The sequence below is a fragment of the Agrobacterium sp. 5Ca39 genome (genome assembly GCF_055382365.1).
Genome location: NZ_AP026436.1, coordinates 1,386,439 through 1,408,781, shown reverse-complemented (window position 1 = coordinate 1,408,781; position 22,343 = coordinate 1,386,439). Strand labels below are relative to the sequence as shown.

General features: G+C 59.0%; 24 protein-coding genes. 9 read left to right on the top strand and 15 right to left on the bottom strand.

Annotation, left to right across the window (positions count from 1 at the left end; translation table 11 throughout):
- Window positions 1-42: 42 nt before the first annotated feature.
- Genes ACZ47E_RS07095 through ACZ47E_RS07085 form a run of 3 tightly spaced genes read right to left on the bottom strand, consistent with a single transcriptional unit; the run spans window position 43 to window position 3,580 of the window.
- Entirely contained in the window at window positions 43-975 is a 933-nt protein-coding gene (locus ACZ47E_RS07095; protein ID WP_004442314.1) for a DMT family transporter, read from the bottom strand.
- A gap of 49 nt (window positions 976-1,024) precedes the next feature.
- Window positions 1,025-1,693, bottom strand: coding sequence for a DsbA family oxidoreductase (locus tag ACZ47E_RS07090; protein WP_113380544.1), 669 nt, complete (start codon window positions 1,691-1,693; stop codon window positions 1,025-1,027).
- A gap of 39 nt (window positions 1,694-1,732) precedes the next feature.
- Window positions 1,733-3,580, bottom strand: a complete 1,848-nt coding sequence (locus ACZ47E_RS07085; RefSeq protein WP_278066812.1) for an extracellular solute-binding protein — start codon at window positions 3,578-3,580, stop codon at window positions 1,733-1,735.
- Window positions 3,581-3,887: 307 nt separating this feature from the next.
- On the opposite strand from ACZ47E_RS07085, the gene ACZ47E_RS07080 reads away from it, so the two are divergent.
- Window positions 3,888-4,544, top strand: a complete 657-nt coding sequence (locus tag ACZ47E_RS07080) for an invasion associated locus B family protein (RefSeq protein ID WP_004442311.1) — start codon at window positions 3,888-3,890, stop codon at window positions 4,542-4,544.
- A 101-nt stretch (window positions 4,545-4,645) separates the two neighbouring features.
- Here ACZ47E_RS07080 and hspQ read toward each other — a convergent pair whose 3' ends face one another.
- The 4 genes from hspQ to ACZ47E_RS07060 form a co-directional block, all read right to left on the bottom strand.
- Complete coding sequence (gene hspQ, locus ACZ47E_RS07075; protein WP_004442310.1) at window positions 4,646-4,975, bottom strand: heat shock protein HspQ; 330 nt, start codon at window positions 4,973-4,975, stop codon at window positions 4,646-4,648.
- Between the two features lie 87 nt (window positions 4,976-5,062).
- Complete coding sequence (locus ACZ47E_RS07070; RefSeq protein WP_045533755.1) at window positions 5,063-5,983, bottom strand: DMT family transporter; 921 nt, start codon at window positions 5,981-5,983, stop codon at window positions 5,063-5,065.
- A gap of 99 nt (window positions 5,984-6,082) precedes the next feature.
- A complete protein-coding gene (gene glnA, locus ACZ47E_RS07065; protein WP_004442307.1) occupies window positions 6,083-7,492 on the bottom strand; it encodes a type I glutamate--ammonia ligase in 1,410 nt (469 codons plus the stop codon).
- A 70-nt stretch (window positions 7,493-7,562) separates the two neighbouring features.
- Entirely contained in the window at window positions 7,563-7,901 is a 339-nt protein-coding gene (locus tag ACZ47E_RS07060) for a P-II family nitrogen regulator (RefSeq protein ID WP_003515720.1), read from the bottom strand.
- A gap of 357 nt (window positions 7,902-8,258) precedes the next feature.
- Here ACZ47E_RS07060 and ACZ47E_RS07055 point away from each other — a divergent pair, with 357 nt between their 5' ends.
- Window positions 8,259-9,734 carry an NAD(P)H-hydrate dehydratase gene (locus ACZ47E_RS07055; RefSeq protein WP_278066811.1) on the top strand — a complete coding sequence of 492 codons (1,476 nt, stop codon included), beginning with the start codon at window positions 8,259-8,261 and terminating at the stop codon, window positions 9,732-9,734.
- 237 nt (window positions 9,735-9,971) lie between these two features.
- Here ACZ47E_RS07055 and ACZ47E_RS07050 read toward each other — a convergent pair whose 3' ends face one another.
- Both ACZ47E_RS07050 and ACZ47E_RS07045 read right to left on the bottom strand, forming a co-directional pair.
- Window positions 9,972-11,012, bottom strand: coding sequence for a GlxA family transcriptional regulator (locus tag ACZ47E_RS07050; protein ID WP_004442297.1), 1,041 nt, complete (start codon window positions 11,010-11,012; stop codon window positions 9,972-9,974).
- Between the two features lie 271 nt (window positions 11,013-11,283).
- The gene (locus tag ACZ47E_RS07045; RefSeq protein ID WP_004442294.1) at window positions 11,284-11,502 is read right to left on the bottom strand and encodes a DUF1127 domain-containing protein; all 219 of its coding nucleotides are present in this window, start codon (window positions 11,500-11,502) and stop codon (window positions 11,284-11,286) included.
- A gap of 70 nt (window positions 11,503-11,572) precedes the next feature.
- Here ACZ47E_RS07045 and ACZ47E_RS07040 point away from each other — a divergent pair, with 70 nt between their 5' ends.
- On the top strand, window positions 11,573-12,511 hold the full coding sequence (locus ACZ47E_RS07040; RefSeq protein ID WP_169692031.1) for a LysR family transcriptional regulator: 939 nt from the start codon (window positions 11,573-11,575) through the stop codon (window positions 12,509-12,511).
- A gap of 45 nt (window positions 12,512-12,556) precedes the next feature.
- On the opposite strand, the gene ACZ47E_RS07035 is transcribed toward ACZ47E_RS07040, so the two are convergent.
- A complete protein-coding gene (locus ACZ47E_RS07035; RefSeq protein WP_034498988.1) occupies window positions 12,557-13,477 on the bottom strand; it encodes a methylenetetrahydrofolate reductase in 921 nt (306 codons plus the stop codon).
- Between the two features lie 90 nt (window positions 13,478-13,567).
- Window positions 13,568-14,344 (bottom strand): formyl transferase, encoded by a 777-nt coding sequence (locus ACZ47E_RS07030; protein WP_153775601.1) that lies wholly within the window; start codon window positions 14,342-14,344, stop codon window positions 13,568-13,570.
- A 188-nt stretch (window positions 14,345-14,532) separates the two neighbouring features.
- Between ACZ47E_RS07030 and ACZ47E_RS07025 the strand changes: the two genes are divergently transcribed.
- Window positions 14,533-14,694 (top strand): entericidin domain-containing protein, encoded by a 162-nt coding sequence (locus ACZ47E_RS07025; RefSeq protein WP_004442283.1) that lies wholly within the window; start codon window positions 14,533-14,535, stop codon window positions 14,692-14,694.
- Between the two features lie 109 nt (window positions 14,695-14,803).
- Window positions 14,804-15,568 carry a phosphodiester glycosidase family protein gene (locus tag ACZ47E_RS07020; protein WP_278066809.1) on the top strand — a complete coding sequence of 255 codons (765 nt, stop codon included), beginning with the start codon at window positions 14,804-14,806 and terminating at the stop codon, window positions 15,566-15,568.
- 9 nt (window positions 15,569-15,577) lie between these two features.
- Here ACZ47E_RS07020 and ACZ47E_RS07015 read toward each other — a convergent pair whose 3' ends face one another.
- Entirely contained in the window at window positions 15,578-15,925 is a 348-nt protein-coding gene (locus ACZ47E_RS07015; RefSeq protein ID WP_004442278.1) for a hypothetical protein, read from the bottom strand.
- Window positions 15,926-16,575: 650 nt separating this feature from the next.
- Between ACZ47E_RS07015 and ACZ47E_RS07010 the strand changes: the two genes are divergently transcribed.
- Window positions 16,576-17,979, top strand: a complete 1,404-nt coding sequence (locus ACZ47E_RS07010; protein WP_022556299.1) for an L-serine ammonia-lyase — start codon at window positions 16,576-16,578, stop codon at window positions 17,977-17,979.
- Window positions 17,980-18,044: 65 nt separating this feature from the next.
- Window positions 18,045-18,479: a DUF1489 family protein gene (locus tag ACZ47E_RS07005; RefSeq protein ID WP_004442274.1), complete on the top strand. Its 435-nt coding sequence runs from the start codon at window positions 18,045-18,047 to the stop codon at window positions 18,477-18,479.
- A gap of 72 nt (window positions 18,480-18,551) precedes the next feature.
- Here ACZ47E_RS07005 and ACZ47E_RS07000 read toward each other — a convergent pair whose 3' ends face one another.
- Window positions 18,552-19,157, bottom strand: coding sequence for a transglutaminase-like cysteine peptidase (locus ACZ47E_RS07000; RefSeq protein WP_004442271.1), 606 nt, complete (start codon window positions 19,155-19,157; stop codon window positions 18,552-18,554).
- A gap of 245 nt (window positions 19,158-19,402) precedes the next feature.
- On the opposite strand from ACZ47E_RS07000, the gene ACZ47E_RS06995 reads away from it, so the two are divergent.
- Window positions 19,403-19,801 (top strand): hypothetical protein, encoded by a 399-nt coding sequence (locus tag ACZ47E_RS06995; protein WP_464016986.1) that lies wholly within the window; start codon window positions 19,403-19,405, stop codon window positions 19,799-19,801.
- A gap of 44 nt (window positions 19,802-19,845) precedes the next feature.
- Here the strand turns inward: ACZ47E_RS06995 and ACZ47E_RS06990 are convergent, their stop codons facing one another.
- Both ACZ47E_RS06990 and ACZ47E_RS06985 read right to left on the bottom strand, forming a co-directional pair.
- A complete protein-coding gene (locus ACZ47E_RS06990) occupies window positions 19,846-20,463 on the bottom strand; it encodes a PilZ domain-containing protein (RefSeq protein ID WP_004442270.1) in 618 nt (205 codons plus the stop codon).
- 172 nt (window positions 20,464-20,635) lie between these two features.
- Window positions 20,636-21,190, bottom strand: coding sequence for a PAS domain-containing protein (locus ACZ47E_RS06985; protein ID WP_167497153.1), 555 nt, complete (start codon window positions 21,188-21,190; stop codon window positions 20,636-20,638).
- Between the two features lie 353 nt (window positions 21,191-21,543).
- On the opposite strand from ACZ47E_RS06985, the gene ACZ47E_RS06980 reads away from it, so the two are divergent.
- Complete coding sequence (locus ACZ47E_RS06980) at window positions 21,544-22,281, top strand: rhomboid family intramembrane serine protease (RefSeq protein ID WP_045533745.1); 738 nt, start codon at window positions 21,544-21,546, stop codon at window positions 22,279-22,281.
- Window positions 22,282-22,343 lie beyond the last annotated feature (62 nt).

Genomic DNA, 22,343 nt, shown 5'->3' with positions numbered 1-22,343 from the left:
CGGCGGTGCCTGAAGCGCCACCGGTTTTTTCGCTCTCTGTGGCTAGTGACTGTCTTCCGGCGTAATACCGACAGCCACGTTCTGGTCTGTCGCGGCGATGGAGGCGGGCAATGGCACCTTTCTCTGTTTCTCGCGGAGCAGTGTCAGCAGGCCGGATCCGACGATGAGGGCGATGCCGATCAACATCCAGCCGTCGATACGATCGCCAAAAATCAGATAACCGAACAGGATGGCCCAGAGCATCTGGCTATATTGCGTCGGGCCGATCATGGCGGCGGGCGCATATTGGGCGGCGTACATGACCAGAATGTTGCCAAGCGCGCCGAGCAGGCCGTATCCTGCCAGCAGCAGCCATTGTTCGCCACCCGGCATGACGAAGCTCGGCACCATGGCAACGCCGCTGATGACGAGACAGCCCAGCACGCCCGCACCATAAAGCGAAACATTCTTTTCCGATGGGCCCATGGCGCGGAAGATCACGATGCTGAGCGCGCCGCTGAAGCCGGCGATGATGGCGCCCAGATGGCCGATGCCCAGTTCACGGAATCCGGGCCGCAGGATGATGAGCACACCCAGAAAACCGATGATGACGGCCGACCAGCGGCGAATGCCCACCTGTTCCTTGAGAAACATCACCGACATGATGGTGACGAAGGACGGAAGCAGGAAGATCAGCGCGAAAGCTTCCGCCATGGAAAGATGGGTAAAGGCAGTCACGCTGCCGACAGCGCCGGTGCCGGCCGAAAAAAAGCGGATGATCCAGAGCGGCCGGTTGGTTGTTTTCACCACATCCAGCCAGCTGTCGTTGCGTTTGCGGATGAAGGGCAGGGCGACGAGGCCGAACAGGGCCCCGAAGAAGGCCGATTCTATGGGAGAAATCTGGCCTTCAATGAGTTTAACGCTGGCATCGCTCCAGGCATAGGCAGCGAAGGCTGCAAAGGCGAGCAGAATGCCTTTCAGGGTCTGGTCGGACACGGAAACACCGGCAAAATGGAGTTGTTGAAAACCGCCGGTGGTTTGACCGTCAGTTCATCGATCTATGCTCGTCCGCCTTGATTTTTGCAATATCCCGCAATGCAGCAATCAGGACATCGGGTGTTTGTGCACCGCTTATGGCGTATTTCTGGTCGATGATGAAAAAGGGCACGCCGGCGACACCCATCTGCTGGGCGGCATCGATTTCAGCGACGACCGTATCCTTGTCCGCGTCCGAAGCCAGCAGCCGCTCGACGACTTTCGCATCCATGCCAGCCTTTGCGGCAACGTCGACCAGCACGGCATGATCACCGATATTGCGGCCTTCCTCGAAATTGGCCTTGAACAGGCCGGTCACGACGCGTTCCTGGACGTCGCGGCCTTCGGAATGGGCCCAGAGCGACAGGCGATGGGCATCGAGCGTGTTCGGCCCGATCTTGATCGCGTCGAAATCGTAGGTAATGCCGACTTCCCTGCCGAGCTGAACCAACGTGGCATGGGCCTGTTCCAGACGCTCCTTGCCGAGCTTTTCCTCGAGAGCGGCTTTCTGGTCGACTCCTTCCGGCGGATAGTCCGGGTTGAGGCGGTAGGGACGCCAGTTCACGTCGACGCTGATTTCATCCTGCACCTCGGCAATGGCGAGATCGAGCCGGGCCTTGCCGAGATAACACCACGGGCAGACCATGTCCGATACGACGTCAACAACGATGCGTTCCATGGCTGATGTTCCTTATATGATAGACATGACGGTGGCAGGTTATTGCGCCCGCGCGTCCCACCAGGTCTGTTTCTGATTGCCCTGTATTGGAGTGATATCCGGGCGGTCGATATATTTCCAGCGGGCGACCCATTGGGCGCCGATGTAATAGAGCGGAATGATATAATGTCCCGCCACAAGCAGGCGGTCATAAGCGCGCACGGCCGCCTGGAAATCTTCCGTCGAGCGGGCCTGCAACAGCGCCTCTATCATCCGGTCTATATCGGGATTGGCAACACCTGCATAGTTGAAGCTGCCCTGCGCATCACGCGAGAGTGAGTTCCAGCGGTTCAGCTGCTCCATGCCGGGCGAAAGCGACGAGGGCAGGGAGCGGATGATCATGTCGTAATCGAAGCTGTTCGAGCGTGACTGGTATTGCCCGTCATCAACCGAGCGAATGCCCATGGCGACGCCGATCAGGTTCAGCGAACGCTGATAGGCGAGCGCGATACGCTCCTGCGCCGGGTTCTGCGTCATGATTTCGAAAGCGAGCTGGCGGCCATTGGCATCGGACATCCTGCCGTTCTTGATGCTGTAGCCAGCCTCTTTCAGCTTATCGACGGCCATTTTGAGCACCTTGCGGTCGGCGCCCGTGCCGTCCGTGGTCGGCAGCGCATAGGTGCCGGCCAGAAGCTCCGGCGGCATGGACTTTGCCGCGTCACCGAGCAGCGCCAGCTCGCGCGCGTCGGCGGCGTTACCATAGGCGCCGAGCGGCGAGTTCTGCCAGTAGCTCTGGGTGCGCTTGAAGGAGCCGCCGAGGATGTTCCTGTTCATCCACTCGAAATCGAAGGCATAGGTAAGGCCTTCGCGTACCTTTTCGTCAGCGAAGACGGCACGGCGGGTGTTGAAGACGAGACCGAACATGCCGGTCGGCAGGCGCGGCTGGAACACGTCCTTGACGATATCGCCGCGATGCACGGCGGGGAAATTATAGGCCTGCCCCCAGTGGGAGGTATCGGAGGTGCCATTGATGGCATCGCCTTCCGGGTAGATGTCGATATCGCCCTTCTTGAAGGCCTCGAACATGGTCGTGACCTGGAGGAAATAGGTGATGCTGATCTCGTCGTAATTATCGAAACCGACTTTGCCGGGAATGTCCTTGCCCCAGTAGTCGGGGTTTCTCTCCCAGATGATTCGTTCACCCGGGCGCAGCGTCTTGATTCGGTAAGGGCCGGAGCCGACAACCGCACCGAGGCCCGCCTGCTCGAATTTTTCCGGATCGGTCGCGTGTTTCGGCAGGATCGGCGTTGAAGAGGCGAGGATGAGAGGCGTTTCGCGATTCGCCTTTTCGTTGAAGGTGAAGCGCACGCTGTGTTCGCCGGTCTTCTCCATCTTGGCTACGCCGTCGAGACGGCTGTTGAACGGCGGGCGGCCCTTTTCCTTCAGGAGATTGAAGGTGAAGATCACGTCATCAGGCGTTACCGGCTCGCCATCCGACCATTTCGCCTTGGGGTTGATGTTGAACTGAACGAAGCTGCGCTCGTCGTCCCACTCCACGGTTTCGGCGAGCAGCCCGTAGAGGCTGAAGGGCTCGTCGCTGGAGCGAGACATCAGCGGCTCGTAAAGAAGATTGCCGAATTCCGGATCCCAAACACCACGGGCGGTGGTGCGCATTCCCTTGAGAACGAAGGGGTTCAGGCTGTCGAAGGTGCCGACCACGCCATAAGAAATGCGGCCGCCTTTCTTCACGTCCGGATTGACATAAGGAAGGTGTGAAAAATCTGCGGGAAGCGCTGGCGTGCCATGCATCGAGATGGCGTGCAGCGGTTGCGCTACCGCACTCCCGCCGGGGAGCAGGGATGATCCCAAAAGAAACAATGCGGGGATGAGGGCCGCAAGGTTGCGCATGTCACTGTCCTGTCTCAACTGTCCGTCCGATGTGCGTCAGGACCGTTTATCGTCATGATTCTGGCAGATATGTAGCACACGGACATTGCATGACCCATGCAAGCGCGGGAAATCTTGGCTCCGCTCAAGAAAAAGTTAAAGAAGTGCTGGATATCGCCGCGAACGGCATGTAACAGGGGGACCGGAAGAGACGGGTCACGCATTTGCCTCATTTAAACGACAGTTGAACGGGCAGAAGGATACCGCCATCGACGAACAGGACCTTGAGCGGTTCTGTTCTGGCAGACATTCAGGAGACGGAACTCTTATGATGCACAAGGCAAACACATTCACCCGGACGGCTCTGTCCGCTCTGGTCCTCTCTCTCGGCGCTGTGTCCGCTCCGGCCATCTCGCAGGCGCAGGATGCTGCTCCGGCTGCTCAGGGCGCTGGCGCTCCGCCGCTCGGCTGGTTCAAGACCTGCTCCAAGCAGGAAGACAACGATGTCTGCGTCGTGCAGAACGTGGTTCTCGCCCAGAACGGCCAGATGATCACGGCCGTTGGCCTCATCACCGTTGAAGGCAAGGTCAACCGCAAGCTGCTGCAGGTTTCCGTTCCGACCGCGCGCCTCATTCCTCCGGGTGTGATGATGCAGATCGATGGCGGCAAGGGTCAGAAGCTCGATTACGCCGTTTGCCTTCCCGACAAGTGCACGGCTGAAGTGCCGCTGACGGACGCCATGATCGCTTCGCTGAAGAAGGGTAGCGAGGTGGTCTTCACCTCCATCAACTTCCGCCGCGCGCCGAACCCCATCAAGATCGCGCTTTCCGGTTTCACCGGCGCTTATGACGGCCCGGCAATCACCCAGTCGCAGCTGGCCGAAAGCCAGCGCAGCCTGCAGGAAGGCATGCAGAAGAAGGCGGAAGAAGCTCGCAAGAAGCTCGAAGCTGCTCAGGACGCTGCCAAGGGCGCGCCGAAGCCCTGATTGCCGCGCAAGCTTGAAAAAACAGAAAACCGGTCTGGCGACAGACCGGTTTTTTTATGCGTGTTCGATATCCCCGGGAGGAGGGAGATGCTTGGCGGGCGTCAGTGCGCCGTGGACATTTTCGGGCGCCATTCGCCGTTCGGCGCCTTGTCAAAGATGCGGCCGATATTGGGATTTCGGAGCGGCGTCTCGTTTTCGTCGTGGACGAGGTTCTGTTCGGAAACATAGGCGACATATTCCGTCTCCTCGTTTTCGGCGAGAAGATGATAGAAGGGCTGGTCGCGTTCCGGCCTGATTTCCGCGGGAATAGCATTCCACCATTCCTCGGTATTGGCATATTCCGGGTCCACGTCGATTACCACACCGCGGAACGGAAACACCTTGTGGCGAACGATCTCGCCAAGCGTGAATTTTGCGTTTCTTTGTTTCATGGCATGTACTTCCTTTCCCAATACTAGTTGGTATCGGAACGCGAAATATCAAGACCTGGCGCTTTGACGCCGCTCTGCCGTTCGTGTTCAGCGCCCTTTGCCGATCGGCGCGGTGGCGATGATGACGCCGCCGGTGACCAATACGATGCCGATGGCATGATAGGTCTCGAAGGATTCGCCGAGAAACACCGTGGCCATGAGGATCGAGACCGGCGGCATCATGTACAGCGTAATTCCCGCCGTGGCGGGACCGAAAACGCGTACCGTGTGGGTAAAGCAATAAAAGGCCAGAAGTGAGGCGAACAGGATGATGCCGCCGATCTTCGCCCATGCAACAGGCGTGGCAGGCAGCATGCCGCCCTGTGCCAGTTCCAGTGCTGCCGGCGGCAGAAGGACAAGCGCGCCGGAAAATGCAATCAGTCCGAAGAGACTGAAGGACGCCATCTGCCGCGCCGCCGGATCGCGCAGCAGCACGGAATAGATCGCAAAGGCAATGGCCGCGGTCAAAATTGCAAAGTCGCCGATGTTGAAATTCATGTGCCGGAGAGCGGAGATATCGCCCTTGAGCACGATGGCGGCGACGCCGGCGAAGGCGATAATCATGCCCGCCACTTCAAGCTTCCGGATTGGCCGGCCCTGAAAGATGCGCTGGAACAGGATGATGAACAGCGAGGAGGTGGTGTAGATCAGCGTGCCGTTGGCGGCCGTGGTCATGGTGAGGCCCCAATAGACCACGCCGCCGCAGATGCCCATGCCGAGAATGCCGAGGACGAGCCAGAGCAGCGTCTTGTGCCGCACGAAAGCAAGGCAGTTGCGCCAGTCGGCGATCATGAAGGGCGCGATGATGAGCGTCGAGCCCATCCAGCGGATGAAGGCGGCGATGAAAGGCGAGACCTCACCGACGACGCCGCGGCCGAAAATGACGTTGCTGGCGAAAAAGAAGGGAACGGCCAGAAAGATGAGCCAGTCCGTGAGGCGGGTTTGCTGCGTCGCTGGCGTGTTCGGCATTCTTCACGGTCAGGGTTGAACTTCAAAAGAAAACGGCGGCTTTCCGGGGAAAACCGCCGCGATGAATGGAGCGCCCCGGTGGAGCGCCCTCAGGGCCGATCAGGCTGAGTAGTACATGTCGAATTCGACCGGGTGAGGGGTCATTTCGAAACGCATGACTTCCTGCATCTTCAGCTCGATGAACGAGTCGATCTGGTCATCATCGAACACGCCGCCGGCGGTCAGGAACTTGCGATCCTTGTCGAGGCTTTCCAGCGCTTCACGCAGCGAACCGCAGACGGTCGGGATCTTCTTCAGTTCCTTGGCAGGAAGGTCGTAAAGGTCCTTGTCCATCGGCTTGCCGGGATGGATCTTGTTCTTGATGCCGTCGAGGCCGGCCATCAGCATGGCCGCAAAACCGAGATAGGGGTTTTGGGTCGGGTCCGGGAAGCGGACTTCGACGCGCTTTGCCTTCGGGTTGGAGCCGAAGGGGATACGGCAGGAAGCGGAACGGTTGCGCGCGGAGTAAGCGAGCAGAACCGGCGCTTCATAACCCGGCACCAGACGCTTGTAGGAGTTGGTGGTGGGGTTGGTGAAAGCGTTGATGGCCTTTGCATGCTTGATGATGCCGCCGATGTAATAGAGGCAGGTCTCGGAAAGACCGGCATATTCATCGCCTGCGAAGGTCGGCTTGCCGCCCTTCCAGATCGACTGGTGAACGTGCATGCCCGAGCCGTTGTCGCCGAAGATCGGCTTCGGCATGAAGGTTGCCGTCTTGCCATAGGCATTGGCGACCTGGTGCACAACGTACTTGTAGATCTGCATCTTGTCGGCGCTGGAGACCAGCGTGTCGAACTTCACGCCCAGCTCGTGCTGTGCGGCAGCCACTTCGTGGTGATGCTTTTCAACGACGACGCCCATTTCGGCGAGAACCGTCAGCATTTCGGAGCGCATGTCCTGCAGGCTGTCGATCGGCGGAACCGGGAAATAACCGCCCTTGACGCGCGGACGGTGGCCGAGGTTGCCGGTCTCGTAGTCGGTGTCGTCATTGGACGGCAGTTCGGACGAATCGAGCTTGAAGCCGGTGTTGTAGGGGTCTGCCTTGTATTTCACATCGTCGAAGACGAAGAATTCAGGCTCGGGACCGACGAAAACCGTGTCGCCGATACCTGATGCCTTGAGGTAGGCTTCGGCCTTCTTGGCGGTGCCGCGCGGGTCGCGGTTATAGGCTTCGCCCGAGACCGGGTCGAGAATATCGCAAAGGACGACCAGGGTGGACTGGGCGAAGAACGGGTCGACATGGGCGGTGGCCGGATCTGGCATCAGCACCATGTCGGACTCGTTGATGGCCTTCCAGCCGGCGATCGAGGAGCCGTCGAACATGACGCCGTCGGCGAACATGTCTTCGTCGACGCATACCACGTCCATGGTGACGTGCTGCAGCTTGCCCTTGGGGTCGGTAAAGCGCAGGTCCACGAACTTGATGTCGTTATCCTTGATCTGCTTCAAGATATCGTTTGCGGTCGTCATTTAAACTTTTCCTTGAGTGTGATGATGACGAGGTGAAAACCCAAGCCTCCCCGGCTCGGGACTTTTTTAATTATATGGCGTCCACGCCTGTTTCACCGGTACGGATGCGGATGACTTCCTCGACATTGGAAACGAAAATCTTTCCGTCGCCGATGCGTCCGGTCTGCGCCGCATTGCGGATCGCCTCGATGACGGCTTCCGCATTCTCATCCGCCAATACGACTTCGACTTTCACTTTCGGCAAAAAGTCCACGACGTACTCTGCACCGCGGTAGAGTTCCGTGTGGCCTTTCTGACGACCAAAGCCTTTTGCTTCCGTGACCGTGATTCCCTGAAGTCCGACTTCCTGAAGGGCTTCCTTCACTTCGTCGAGCTTGAAAGGCTTAATGATCGCTTCGATCTTTTTCATGAGAAAATATCTCTCCGCTTCTCCCGTTAAAGCAGGTAACTCCCGCTCTGCCACAAGAATGCACGTATTGTGCCAGATCGGAAGCGGGCTTGAAGAAAAAACTTCGCCCCGCGGCGTTTCCCGCACAAAATGCATTCGCTTTTCGCGGTTCTACCGGCAATTCGGCACTAGAATCCGAAAAATCCATCAGCATTTCTGCGGTTTTCTTTAATATTAGAAATTTTTAAAATTCGATTATGCTGTGGTCGCGGGTTGAGCTATTGCACATATTATATGCATTTGAGTATTTTTTGGTCTCCAAATTTTGCTTATTTTTGTATCGATTGCCTTTCCTGCGTTTTGAAGGAATGATGGGGCATGACCTCCATTTCCGAGTTCCTCCTTCTCGACCCGGCTGTGATGGCGCGCATCGATGCGGCAGCCGGCCAATCCGGCATCCCGCTATACGATTTGATGGAGCGTGCGGGGCAGGCGGTGGCTGCTTCGGCGCTTCGGCATTACCCGCAGACGCTGCGCTTCGTCGTCCTGTGCGGCAGCGGGAATAACGGCGGTGACGGTTATGTCGCGGCGCGGGCGCTGGCGCAAAGCGGCGCTAAAGTCGTGGTCCATCATCTCGGCGATATCGGCCTTCTCAAGGGGGATGCACGCGTGGCCTTGGAGCGGAGCGGCGTGACGCCGCTGCCGCTTGATGCCTATACGCCTCTTTCCGGCGACGTGGTGACCGACGCCGTGTTCGGAGCCGGGTTGTCCCGCGATGTTCCGCCGGAGCTAGTCCGGCTGATCGAGGCGGTCATGCAGGCGAAGGTGCCGGTTCTTGCCGTGGATCTGCCCTCGGGGCTTTGCGGCCGGCGTGGCGTGGCGCTTGGCGCATCGTTCAGGGCGGAGCGCACGATCACCTTCATGGCGCGCAAGCCGGGTCATCTGCTGATGCCGGGGCGGGAGCTTTGCGGAGCGCTGGAGGTTTTCGATATCGGCATACCGTTGCGTATCCTGGAGGCTCATAAGGGATCGGTGGCGGAAAACGATCCGTTTGTCTGGCGGGATGCCTTGCCGCGCGCCGGTATGGAGACCCATAAATTCCGCAGGGGGCACCTGACGGTCTTCTCGGGCCCCGCCCATGCAACGGGCGCTAGCCGCATGACTGCGCTTTCAGCGCTGAAGGCGGGGGCGGGGATCGTTACTGTCGCAGCGCCGAAAGCGGCGCTCGACGTGCTGTCTGTCACATTGACGGCCGTGATGAACGTTCCGATGGACAATGCCGACGATCTGCGCGTGTGGCTTGACGATGAGCGTCACGGCGCCTTCGTTCTCGGCCCGGGCTTCGGCGATCTCGAAAAGGCGCGGCACTTCGTGTCGCTGCTTGGCGACAAGTCGGTGGTGCTGGATGCCGATGCGATCACGGCCTTCAGGGATGATACGGATGTCCTGTTCGAGCGTATCACGTCCGGTGCGGGGAAATTCGTGCTGACACCGCATGAGGGCGAGTTCGCCCGGCTGTTTGCCGATCTGGCGGCCGATGGGACGCTGAGCAAGATCGAGAAGGCGCAGGTCGCTGCGGCGCGCAGCGGCGCGGTTCTGGTCTATAAGGGTGCGGACACGGTGATCGCTTCGCCCGATGGCCGGGCGCTGGTCAATACGAACGCCCCGGCGAGCCTTGCGACGGCAGGATCGGGTGACGTTCTGGCCGGTATCATCGGCGCGCTATTGGCGCAGGGCACACCTGCCTTCGAAGCGGCTGCAGCCGGGGTCTGGCTGCATGGCGAGGCGGGCGACAGAGCGGGCGCCGGCATGACGGCGGAGGACCTCGCCCATGCGGTTCGGCCGTTTGGGTGAATTGGTCTGATTTGCTGGCTGCTCCCTGAACCTGCGATCTTACCACAGTTCCATCATCCGCGCTTCGTCACCCCGGACTGGATACGGGGGCCAGCGCGATCAGGTCCTTGATCGCGAAATACTCTTCTCACGGCGCAGACGCGCGGTGGCTGGATGCCGGATCTAGTCCGGCATGACGGAGGACAGGTTTTTGCTCTGAGACAAGTCCTGTCGCGCTCGGGACCTTCAACTCCGCCTTCAATGGGCGGCCTTGCCTGCCTGGCTCGCCATTGCCATGCGCGAAGCACTGATCAGCAGCTTGCGCTCGGCGCGCTCCTGCTGCGGGGTGCGATTGTAGATTTCGCGATAACACTTCGAGAAATGCGACGCTGACACGAACCCGCAGGCGACGGCGACTTCCACCACCGGCATGGCCGATTGCACCAGCAGGTGACGGGCGCGGTCAAGGCGGATTTCAAGGTAATAGCGGGCGGGCGAGCGGCCCATTTCCTGGCGAAAGAGGCGTTCCACCTGCCGGCGCGACAGATCGGCGGCGTCGGCGATATCGAGCAGCGACAGCGGCTCGGCAAGATTGCCTTCCATCAATTCGATGATCGACAGAACCTTGCTGTTCTGCACGCCAAGGCGGGCGCGCAGCGGCAGGCGCTGGCGGTCGTTGGGGCTGCGCACGCGGTCGGTCAATTGCTGTTCGCAGACGCGGTTGACGAGGTTCTCGCCGAAATCCTGGCCGATCAGGCTCAGCATCATGTCGAGCGAGGCCGTGCCGCCGGCGCAGGTATAGATGTTGCTGTCGACTTCGAAGAGATCTGCGTAGACTTCCACCTGCGGGAAGGCTTCGGAAAAGCCGGGCAGGTTTTCCCAGTGGATCGCGCAACGTTTGCCGTTGAGGAGGCCAGCCTGCGCAAGGATATGGGCGGCGGTACAGAGGCTGCCGATGGCGATACCGCGATTATAGGCTTCGCGCAGCCAGGCGTTGACCGATTTGTTGATGTGTTGATCCACATCGATGCCCGAACAGATGATTGCCATTTCCGGGCGGTTTTCGCCGCTGACGTAACGCCGCTCATCTGCAAGACAGGTATCGGCCTCAAGACAGATGCCGCTCGATGACATGACCTTCTGGCCATCGAGCGAGGCGATGCGCCATTCATAGGCCTGGTAGCCCAACATTCGGTTGGCGATGCGAAGCGTTTCAACCGCTGCGGCGAAGGGCAGCATGGTAAATTGCGGAATGAGAAAAAAGACGATTGAGCGCTTCTTCTGGGAGTTTCTGCTCATTTGCCCGTGCTCCGTTGCGAATACGCAATTCCTCCCTTGGAATTGGTCTTCTGGATGTCCTGTATGCGACATCTTTAACGAAAAATACGCCGTGGAATCGGGGCTGTCAAAAAATAGCTTTTGAAATATGCAAATTTTGCGACAAGCCTTTTTAAAGGGCGTCGCGTCGCATGTAAAACAGGCAGGCCAATTTACGCCCGGGGGCCGCCATTTACCTGCAGAGGGCGATGGCTCGCGGGCGTAAGAAAGGCTGCGAGCCATCGGCCGGCGGTCATTTGCGAATGACGCTTCTGCCGTAGTTGTCGGTTGTGGGCCATCCGATATCCTTCAATGTTTCAGGCGGGAGCGCTTCCAGCGCGCGGAGCATCCTCGCACGGCGCCATGACGCATAATGGGAGGCGATATTGCCTGACAGGCGCTGCAGCCAGCCGGCGGATGACGGGCGATGCGGGGAGCGGTTCGCCGCGGGCAGGTAATGTATCATGGTCATGTCTTCATCCTTTCCTGAACCACGATTGATGTGAGGATGGTGCGCCGTTGTTGACATTCAATCAAACGAAATGATATCCATCTATAAATCAAAATATTTGAAGGTGCGTGCCATGACCGTGACTTTCCGCCAACCGCTGCCGTTGCTGGATAACGACATATTGAGGACCTTCGTCGCCATTGCGGAAACGGGAAACTTCTCGACCGCCGCCGAAGTCGTGTTCAGAACACCATCGGCCGTTTCGATGCAGATCAAGAAGCTAGAAGAGCAGCTGAAAACGACGCTGTTCCTGCGCGATGCGCGTTCGGTGACATTGACGGCGCATGGGGAGACGCTTCTGACTTATGCGCGCCGCATGATTGCCTTGTCCAACGAGGCCGTGTCGCGTTTCGTCATGCCCGAATTGTCCGGTGTGGTGCGTCTTGGCGCACCGGAGGATATTGGCGAGCGCGGGCTGCTGCCGGGCATTCTCAAGCGTTTCGCCGAGGCTTTCCCCGGCATCATGATCGACGTCACAATCGATGCCAGCTCCAATCTCTATAAGCGGATGGACGAGCAGCGTCTTGATCTCGCCCTCGTCAACTGTGCTTCACATCCGCTGAGGGATACCGGCGAGGTGCTGATGCGCGAACGGCTCGTCTGGGCGGGTGCGAAATGCGGCACGGCCTATCTGCGCGATCCGCTGCCGATCTCGATATGGGAAGAGGGCTGCATCTGGCGTTCGGAGGCGATTCATTCGCTGGAAAAACGTGGGCGCAATTTCCGCGTGGCCTATCTCAGCGGCCACACGATGGCACAGCGTGCGGCGATTGCCGCGGATCTCGCCATCGCGCCGCTGCCACGATCTTATGTGCTGAACGACATGGTCATTCTGGGTGAGAAGGAAGGCCTGCCGGAACTCGGCTATTTCGATATCCGGCTGATTATGGGCGACAAGGCGTCGCGGCCGGTGCTCGCAGTGGCGGAAAGCATTCGCAATGCATTCGTCGAGGTCGCGAAGGCGGCATGAGGCGAAGGAACGCGTCACGGCCATCATGCGCCGTCGACGCGCCGCTTAGATCGCCACCGAACCCGTGGCTGCGGCGTGATCCGCGTTTTCGGTCCGCCAGCTGCCACGACTGACCAGCCAGTCTGATGACGCCTGCAGCCCGCCGAAGGGAAAGACATGGATCTGCCGGATCGGTCCTTGCGGATTGTCCCGCCAGTGCCGTTCGATCGGCCCGACGATGCTTTCCGGTGAATGGCCCCTGGCAAGCGTGGTCAGGGAAAGCGCGTTTTTCTTGAGATAGGCAATGGAATTGCCGACACCGCAGAGCGCGGCGTATTTCAGGAGCGTGGTGATCTTGGCCGGGCCGGAAACGCCGATATGCACCGGCAGATCGATACCGGATGCGGCAAGCCCTTCTGCCCAGGCGATGAAGCGGGCGGAATCAAAACCGAACTGGGTGACGATGCGCATGGCGGCGTCGGTTCTTTCGCCAAAATCGCGTTTCAGCCGCAGCGCGGCCGTCGCCGTTTCGTCGTTGAAATCGGGGCTGCCTTCCGGATGACCGGCAATTGCGATATGCCTGATGCCGCAACGGTCGAAAATGCCCGTGGAAAGCATGTCGATGGTAGACGTGAACGGGCCCTCTGGCTTCTCGACGCCACCGCCGACCGCCAGCACGTCGGTCACGCCGGCGTCGCCGGCAAGCCGCTTCACCTGTTCCTCGAAATCGATGCGAGAGGCGATACGGCGCGCCGCAAGGTGCGGAACGGGCTCATAACCGAGATCACGCAGATGCTTTGCGGCATCGACCAGCTTCACCTGCGAGGCGGCTCCGGTATCTGTCAGATAAACGCGCACGCCCTGCGGAAAAAGACCGGCAAGACTTGCCGGGCCAAGCACCTGCGCGGGTGAGGCCTCGATGGAGGCAGGGATGACGGAAGTGGCGGAGATATCGGGCAATGTGTGCATGATCCTTTTGATTATCATGCACCGTTTTTGAGGCCAAGTCTGTGCCTGTTGCGGCAAGACAGCCCTGCATCTGCGACGAAGCTTGAGCCGAGCGCGGTGCTGGCGGCGCTACCAGACCCGTTTCGTCAGACCGTTCCAGAGCCATGTCCAGATCGTTGGTGGAAAGCGGAGCACCGACTTTCCGGGCGAGGGCGGCTGCGGCGCAAGGCTGCCGGACAAGGCGTCTTCGATGGCATTGATGGCGATATCGACCGAGGCTGCTGTCAAGAGAAGGGGATAGGTGGCGATGGTGTCGGAAGGTGAGGGTTTCAGCCGTTTTTCGTAAAGTGTGGCGCCGGTATCCACACCCTTGTCAACGAGATGCACGGTTGCGCCGAAATTGCCCCGGTCCTTTTCCACCAGCGCCCAGTATCCACCCATCTGGCCGCGATAGGCCGGGTTGATGCCGGCGTGAAAATTGATGATGGGGCAGTGCAGGTCCCTGAGCGTCTCCGGCGTCAGCAGACGGCAGGAAATGGTGAAGATGACAGCCGGTTTCAGGAGATTGGCGGCCTTGCGACATTCTTCATCGTTCAGCGAAGCGAAATGCGTGACCGGAATGGTGCCGCCCAGATCAGGCAGGAGACCATGCTCCGCAATGATCTCTTTGCTTCTTCGTACCGTGAAGCGTTTGCCGAGCCGCGATGCGACCATCGTCGCCAGCTGGCCCACTGCGACAATCCAGCCGAGGCGTCTTGCCCGGCGCTTGAGGATGGCCGATTTGCTTTCGGGCTGTTCCATGAACACATGGATGTCGGGAAATCGCGCTGCCAGCGCATTGATCATGACGTTAGGGTTCACGCCGCCCGCCGTCATCACCAGAAGCCGATTATTGATGTCAGTCATATCACCCACTGGATTTCTCAAGCCACGATCCACGCGCAGTTTCCCTCGCGAAGCTCAAAACCATGTTAATTTTCATCGACAGGATTTTTTGAAACGCCGCTGGAACCGAATTTTGGGACTCACGTTATTGTGACGCATATCACATCGGCGCTTGCCTCGGACGGCAAGTCATAGGGGAGTAGTTTCAAATGATCACACGCATTCTTTCGACCGTTTTCGTGGCTCTGCTGACCGTCGTGACGCTCAGTTCTTGCGGCAACACCATTCGCGGCATGGGCCGGGATACGGCGAACGCCGTGGATGCGACCCAGGATGCCGGCCGCAGCGTCGACCGCGCTGCCCGTCGCTGACGACATCTCCCCTTCTGAAAGTCCGGCGTCTCCCTGAAGCCAGGGTGACGCCTTTTCTTTGACCGAATTTCCCTGCGAATGTTCCCCTAAAGAGAATCACGGGGTGGGCATGAACAGATCGATGAAAAGACTGGCGAAGCTGCTGTTGCCGTTGCTGCTGACATTTTCGGCCGAAGCGGGCGGGCAGGTGGATTTCTGCAGAATCGTGGATCATGCGGGCGGCCGCTATACCGTCTGCAGTTTCGATCCGGCGAAAAGCACCATCCGGATTTACGACCGCGACCATGTCTCAGGACAGGGATATCGTTCTTTCGCCGATCTATCCTCCGCGCTCTGGCGTCAGCACATGTTCAGTGTCTTCGCCATGAATGGCGGCATGTATCATTCCGATTATTCCCCGGTCGGGCTGTTTATCGAAAACGGCGTGGAACGTTCGCCACTCAGCACCCGCGGTGGGTGGGGCAATTTCCATCTTCTTCCGAATGGCGTGTTTTACCTGAAGGATCACAGGGCGGGCGTGCTGGCGACCGAAGCCTATCTGGCGGCCGACCCGAAGCCCGATTTTGCCACCCAGTCCGGGCCGATGCTTGTTATCGACGGCGGACTGCATCCGCGTTTTCTGCCCGACAGCGACAGCTTGAAGCGCCGCAACGGCGTCGGAGTCTCTCGCGATGGCATGGTACATTTTGCCATTTCGGACAATACCGTGCGCTTTTACGATTTCGCCACGCTGTTCAGAGATGTGCTGGATTCACCGAATGCGCTCTATCTCGACGGCACCATTTCCAGCGTCGATATTCCCGCGATGAAGAGGCGAGATTCATTGTTCCCCATGGGGCCGATCATCGCCGTGGTCGACAGGGTGCCGGATTAGTCGAGCCTGTCAGATCGGCGCCTTGGGATAGGCTTTTTCAAGGCCGGCGGAAGCCGTCAGCCCCTTGCGGAAGGCGAGATAAGCAGGATGCTGGCTTGCCTTCGCAATTTCCGCGAGGCGGATTTGCAGACGGGCAGGGGCGTGGCCACCCAGCCATTCACCGGTGGCTTCAAGCTTCAGGCTATTAAGAAAACGGGCGCCGGCCTGCTGGTCGAGATAAAGGTTAAGGCCTGCCAGCAGGTTCTCGTCCTGCAGCGCGTTCTCCATCAGCAACGACACCCAGGCCTTATCCTCACTCGCAAGCGAGGTCAGTTTCGAAGCAACAGTTTCACGGTCGGGGAAAGAGGATGTCTGCATGTGGGACTCGCATCGTTGCTGTTTGACCATGGTCGATAAAGCAGCGGTCGCAGCCATTCAAGATGGGTTTCAGCGGAAGAATTGCGACCGCAACGTGCCCGCGTCCGCCGTTTTCAACAGGTGTTTGTATGAAACCTTTAAAAAACGGTTACACTTTAGCCTAAATTGCGGCGAGGACAGAAATGGCACTATTTTCAGCGTCGCGCTAACGCTTTGTTTTTTAACATACCTATGCAAAGCGCGAATGGCAGCCCGTCGAAAACGCCTTCATTTAGCCGCTTTTTGCATTTGCCTTCCGCGCCGGATTTTAATAAATGCTTCCTCCACGGGCCGGGTCTTGAAGATCCCCCGGAGAGTGAATAGCTGGAGTAATCATGGAAGAAACCGCTCAGAAATCCTGCTGGGGCGTCACGTTGCGCGCACTCGCAGGCTTTGCCGCTTTTCTCGCATTGACGTACATTTTTGGCAGCCCATAAGCATCTCTCCTGATTGACGGGTTTTGAAACGGCGCGGTTTTCCTCTGGAAACCGTGCTGTTTTCGTTTCCGGGAGGCCCATGTCGCAGCTGCAAAAGCCGGTGCCGCTCTTTTGTGGCGATAAGTTCCAGCTTTGGATATGATGCGACGGAATCCATTACGCAGGAAAAACTCAATGTTTCTTTCGGTCTTTGACGTCTTCAAGATCGGTATCGGCCCTTCCAGTTCGCATACGATGGGACCGATGACGGCGGCCAACCGCTTTCTGGCGCTGATCCTCAGCGACGAGTGGCCGCGCCCCGCCGGTGCCGTCGTTGCGCGCCTGAAGGTCAGCCTGCACGGGTCTCTCGCCTTCACCGGCATTGGTCATGGCACCGGCCGGGCAGTCATTCTCGGCCTGACCGGCGAGCGGCCGGACCTTGTCGATCCCGACGCGATGGACGCCATCATAGAGGCGGTGGAGAAGGCCGGTACGGTTACGCCGCCCGGCCATCCGACCTACGAGTTCAGGACGGCCGAAGATCTCGTCTTCGACAAGAAGAATCCGCTGCCGGGCCATGCGAACGGCATGACCTTCTCCGCTTTCGACAACCAGGGCAGGCTGCTGGTCAAGCGCATCTATTATTCCGTCGGCGGTGGCTTTGTCGTCACCGATACGGAACTGGAGGCGATCAAGCAGCGCGGCAAGACCATCGATAACGGCCCGCGCGTGCCCTATCCTTTCGCCACGGCGAAGGAAATGCTGGAAATGGCCGCGCGGTCCGGCCGCACCATCGCCCAGATGAAACGGGCGAACGAGGAGACGGTTGTTTCGCGCGAAGAGCTGAATGAACGGCTGGACCAGATTTGGGACGCGATGAACGGATGTATCGAGCGCGGGCTGAAGGTGGACGGCATCATGCCCGGCGGCCTCAAGGTGCGTCGCCGCGCCCGTTCGATCTATGAAAAACTGAATGCGGAATGGCGTAGCAACCGGTTGAATCCCGTCATGGCGAATGACTGGTTGAGCGTCTATGCCATGGCCGTGAACGAAGAGAACGCGGCCGGCGGCCGTGTCGTCACCGCGCCCACCAATGGCGCTGCGGGCGTGGTGCCGGCGACAGTGCGGTATTTCCGGCATTTCCATGAGGATGCCACCGTCGACGACGTGCGGGACTTTCTCCTCACGGCGGCAGCGATTGGCGGCATCATCAAGCATAACGCGTCGATTTCCGGCGCGGAGGTGGGCTGTCAGGGGGAAGTGGGATCGGCTGCGGCCATGGCGGCGGCAGGTCTTGCGGCGGTGATGGGCGGATCGCCCGAGCAGATCGAGAATGCGGCGGAAATCGCGCTCGAACATCATCTCGGCATGACCTGCGACCCGATCGCCGGATTGGTGCAGGTGCCCTGCATCGAACGCAACGCACTGGGCGCGGTCAAGGCGGTCACGGCGGCGTCGCTGGCGCTGAAAGGCGACGGCCAGCACTTCGTGCCGCTGGATGCCTGTATCGAAACCATGCGCCAGACCGGCAACGACATGAGCGAGAAATACAAGGAAACCTCAACCGGCGGCCTTGCCGTCAACGTTGTGGAGTGTTGAGCGGGCTGGGCGCCCGGCATGTCCGGCATGCTTGACGCCCGCCGCAAAAAGGCATTGATAGAGACATGCCTCTACATCTCATCAAACTTTGCGTCGGCGCGGATTCACTCCAGGACCTGAGGGATTGGGTCGCGCAGCGCTCGCTCACCGCCATGGCTGCGGGCCTTGAGCCGCACAGCGTCCACACCACCCGCATGATCCCCAAACGGGTAGAGGAACTGCTTGAAGGCGGCTCACTCTACTGGGTCATCAAGGGGCAGGTGCAGGCCCGGCAAAAGCTGCTCGATATCCGTTCTTTCAAGGGAGACGACGGTATTTCACGCTGCGATCTCGTTCTCGGACCCGAGGTGATCGAGACCTCACCTGCGCCGAAGCGGCCGTTTCAGGGCTGGCGCTACCTGAAGGATGACGAGGCGCCGCGCGATCTCGGGGGTGGAGGAGGCGGCGAGGACATGCCTTCCGATCTCAGGCGCGAACTGGCCGAACTTGGTCTGCTCTGACGCATGATGGATGAAAATGAAAAAGCCGGCCCCTTTTGGTGGCCGGCTTTTTTATTTGGGGAGACGGGTTGGTCAGTTGATGCCGCCGACTGCATTGGTGGCGCGGCCATCCTGAATTTTCACCCAGCGACCCGGGTTGGCGGTGTCCTGACGCTTCAGATAGGTATATTCGGTTTCCGACCAGTTCATGACCTTGTTGCGCATATTGTCGAGAACGAAGTCGCCACGGTCGGTGCGAACGGTCAGAACGGCATGGCCTTCGCCATTCGGCTGCAGAACGACGGTGATCAGCAGGTTGGAGGCAGAGAAACCCTTGTTCATCAGCATCTTGCGCTTCAGCAATACGAAATCTTCGCAATCGCCGACGGTGGTAGGATAGGCCCAGCGTTCTTCGACGCCGTAGATTTCCATGTCCGTCATCGGCGTGATCGTGGTGTTGACGGTGTAGTTGACGTCAAGCATCGTCTTCCAGCGCTCTTCCGTCAGCTTCATCGGGCCATTGTCCAGCGAAGTCGGCTGGCACTCGCTCTGATAGGTCTGGCAGAATTCATAGTGGCCGATCGGTGGATTGGCCTTGCCGATGACGCGCATGACCGCTGCCGGCGATGCGCTGGCCTGCTGTGCGAAGGCGCCGACGATGAACGCGATCAGGATGAAAACGATACGGTTGTTGTTCATTGCTTGTCTCCCCGTGTTGAGGAGACATTCGCAGGTATTTTTTGACCCGGCGGAAATTTTCGTGGCGCAATTTGAGCTTAAATTTCAGCAAATTAGCCGATGTTTTGAACTGTATTTGAAGTGATTTTTACACGTGTTTGAAGCAAATTTTATTAGAATTTTACGCATTCCGGCTTTAGGTTTTTGGTAGCCATTTATGCCGCTGTATCGACAGCGATTTTTCGTTCGCAGGTGTTTTCATACCCATGTTCATGGCCGTAGCGGAAGCGGGCGATGTAGGGGATTTCCCGTTTTGGGATAGGTGTTCCTTGCTGGCGTGCGTCGAAAAAGTGCCGAAAAAAACTTCAAAAAAACTGCTTTTTTCTCGAAAAAAGTTCGGACGGCGTGTTGCAGGCTATGTCCGTGCCCCGGTCGTGCCGCAAATTACCAAGGGGAGCGTTCCTGTCGGGACGTTGTTTGGACGACAGGTCGAAAGCGGCGACTTGTTTTTGAACGGGGATGTCCGCGTCGCGAACACACGCCGACCGGATTTTCAGGCAGGGACGAGGAGGCGATGCTGCGGTAAAGGTGCGTTGAAAAAGCCGCCCGGTCCCGACTGCCCATCACGGTGCGATGGACTGACTGCAGCCTTGTCCGCTGCCTGACTTCACGCTTTGCGGGGAATGGCGTCGGGCCGTGCGGGGCCTTTTTAAAGAAACTCGATCAATGCGTCGGGTGACTGGACACGATCGAATTCAACGGCGACGCCTTCCATGAAGTGACGCACGATCTTGCCGCTCATGTTTTTGCCGAGCTGGACGCGGCTTCCGAGCGGCGGCCGGTGTTCGATCTCGATTGCTGCGCCCGAGAGCGACAGGTCGATCAGGCGGCAGGCGACGAGCATGCCGTCTTCGAGAACCAGCTGCGCCCTGGCATTGCGCGGCGTCAGGCGGTCGTGGCGACGGTCTTCCGGCAGGCCCAGCAACTGACGCTTGGCGATCCATGCGAGCTGGGCGGCGAGCTTTTCGCGTTTGCGCTCGGGCGCATTGATGGCGATGAGGAAACCGGATGCCGTCAGCGACGTCACCGTGCCTTCGATCCGGCCGATATGCTGGAGATAGGCGATGACGCGATCGCCATTGCGGGCGATACCCGGGCAGGTGAATTGCGCTCTCTCGGCGGTCATCTCGGTGGCGGTGCAATCATATTCTTCGTGATCGGGCAACATGAGGCGGCCGTTGAAGGACACACGCACGGCGTCGTCGAGGCGAACTTCCTCAACCGGGCGCAGAATTTGGGCGGTGTTGACCGAACGGGACGAAAACATGGGCAGCGCAAATTGTAATGAATGATGATCGTCCGTTTCTACCCTGTGCGAGTTAACAGACTGTATTGCCTAATCTCTACAATTTTTCTAATCGACCAAATCGTTACGTTTCGTTGCCCCGCGCTCGGTGCGGCCATGGGCTTTCAGCATCGCTTCGTCGATCCTGGACGCCTCAGCATCTACCCGTTCGCAACGCGGCTGCGGCATTGGCCGAATATCCGGCCGGGTTGATGTCCATACGCAGCAGCCGGCTGCTTTTCATCGACAGACGGTGTATCGGCACCATCAATGTGTGGTGCCGTGGCTGCTGTGGAAGCAGCGCGCCGAGGAGCCGCGGGGCGACACCTGCTTCCGTGCGCAGTGGCAGCAGCAGCATTTCGAACGCCAGGGGCGCGTCGCCGTAGCCGTCGTCAGCATCGATGTCGAAGACCACGGGCAATTGATGTTGCAGGATGCCGAGCGCCACGCGACAGGGAAAGGACGCGCCGGCCGCCGGCCAGAGTTCTGAAAACGGGCGGTCCCGCAATTCGCGGCCGAACAGGTCGCAAAGACGGGTGCCGGCAAGACGGAAGAAGGGTGTTTCCTCTCCTTTGTCTGTCAGGATGAAAAGGTCGCCGAGATGAGTCTTGAGCTTCGAGGGTTCAATGTCCTCGCGGCGTGGAGCGGCGCTCTTGCCGCGCAATTCATCCCAATAGGCATATATCTCCAGTCCGGCCATGCTCTTCATAGCATCTCTCCATGTTCGTTTTTGGGACATCATGTCCATCCGAACGTCTGTATCTGGAGGTGTAGCGATTTTCGTGCCAACTAGATTTGTTAAGGTTAACAAAGGGTTGATATTGCCTGACGGCATTTGTCGTGGCATCGGTGCGGCCCTGTCGGGGAAAGCTCCTTCAGCACAATTTAATGGCGCTGCCCGTTCTTTTACGGTGGGCCTGCAAGCCGGACCGTTTTTGGCCTGGCGCCTTTACCGGTTACGGTTCCGGCGTCGCGCGCTTCGAAGGCGGGACGGCTTTTTTTTCTTTCAGGCTTCCTATATTGCTCGGGAAACGCAAAATTCGACCAAGACAGGGATGAACCATGTCCTACGAGGACGGCGAACAGCCGCCGGTTTCGGAAACGCCGGAGCCGAAAGACGATGCGAACAATCCCGTCTTCAATCTGCCATCGCTGCTGGTGGGCATCCTGGTCGCGCTGATCGTTGCTTATGTCGTTCCCGCCTATCTTCTGTCGGAGGAAGGCAATGGCTGGTTCATCTTCACCTTCGGCTTCATTCCGCTGCGTTATGCGGTGCCGTTTTCCCAGCAGGGGCTGGAATGGCTGTGGACGCCGGTGACCTATTCTTTCCTGCATGGCGGTATCGAGCATATCCTCTTTAACGGATTGTGGCTGATGGCCTTCGGCGCGCCGGTTCTGCGCCGGATCGGAACAGTGCGTTTCGTGCTGTTATGGTGCATTTCCGCCGCCGTTTCGGCCTTTGGCCACGCGGTTCTGAACTGGGGGGACGTGACGGTGCTGATCGGAGCGTCCGGTGTCGTTTCGGCGCTGATGGGAGCGGCCTGCCGGTTCGCCTTTCCGGCGCGGGGCGGATATAGCGCGTCTTTCGGCCATCTGATGCCGCGGCAGAGCATTCTTGCGGCGCTCTCCAACCGTACGGTGCTGATCTTCACGCTGATGTGGCTGTTCGGCAATGTGCTGATTGCGGTCGGCGTGCCGCTGTTCGGCGATGTCGGCGGTCAGATCGCCTGGGATGCCCATGTTTTCGGGTTTCTGCTCGGCTTCCTGTTCTTCGGCTTTTTCGATCGCCCGTTACGCTAGGCCGATCACGCTCCTTGTCGGGCGTGGCGCAAATTTGCTTTCGGGCGTCCTATCCGGGATTG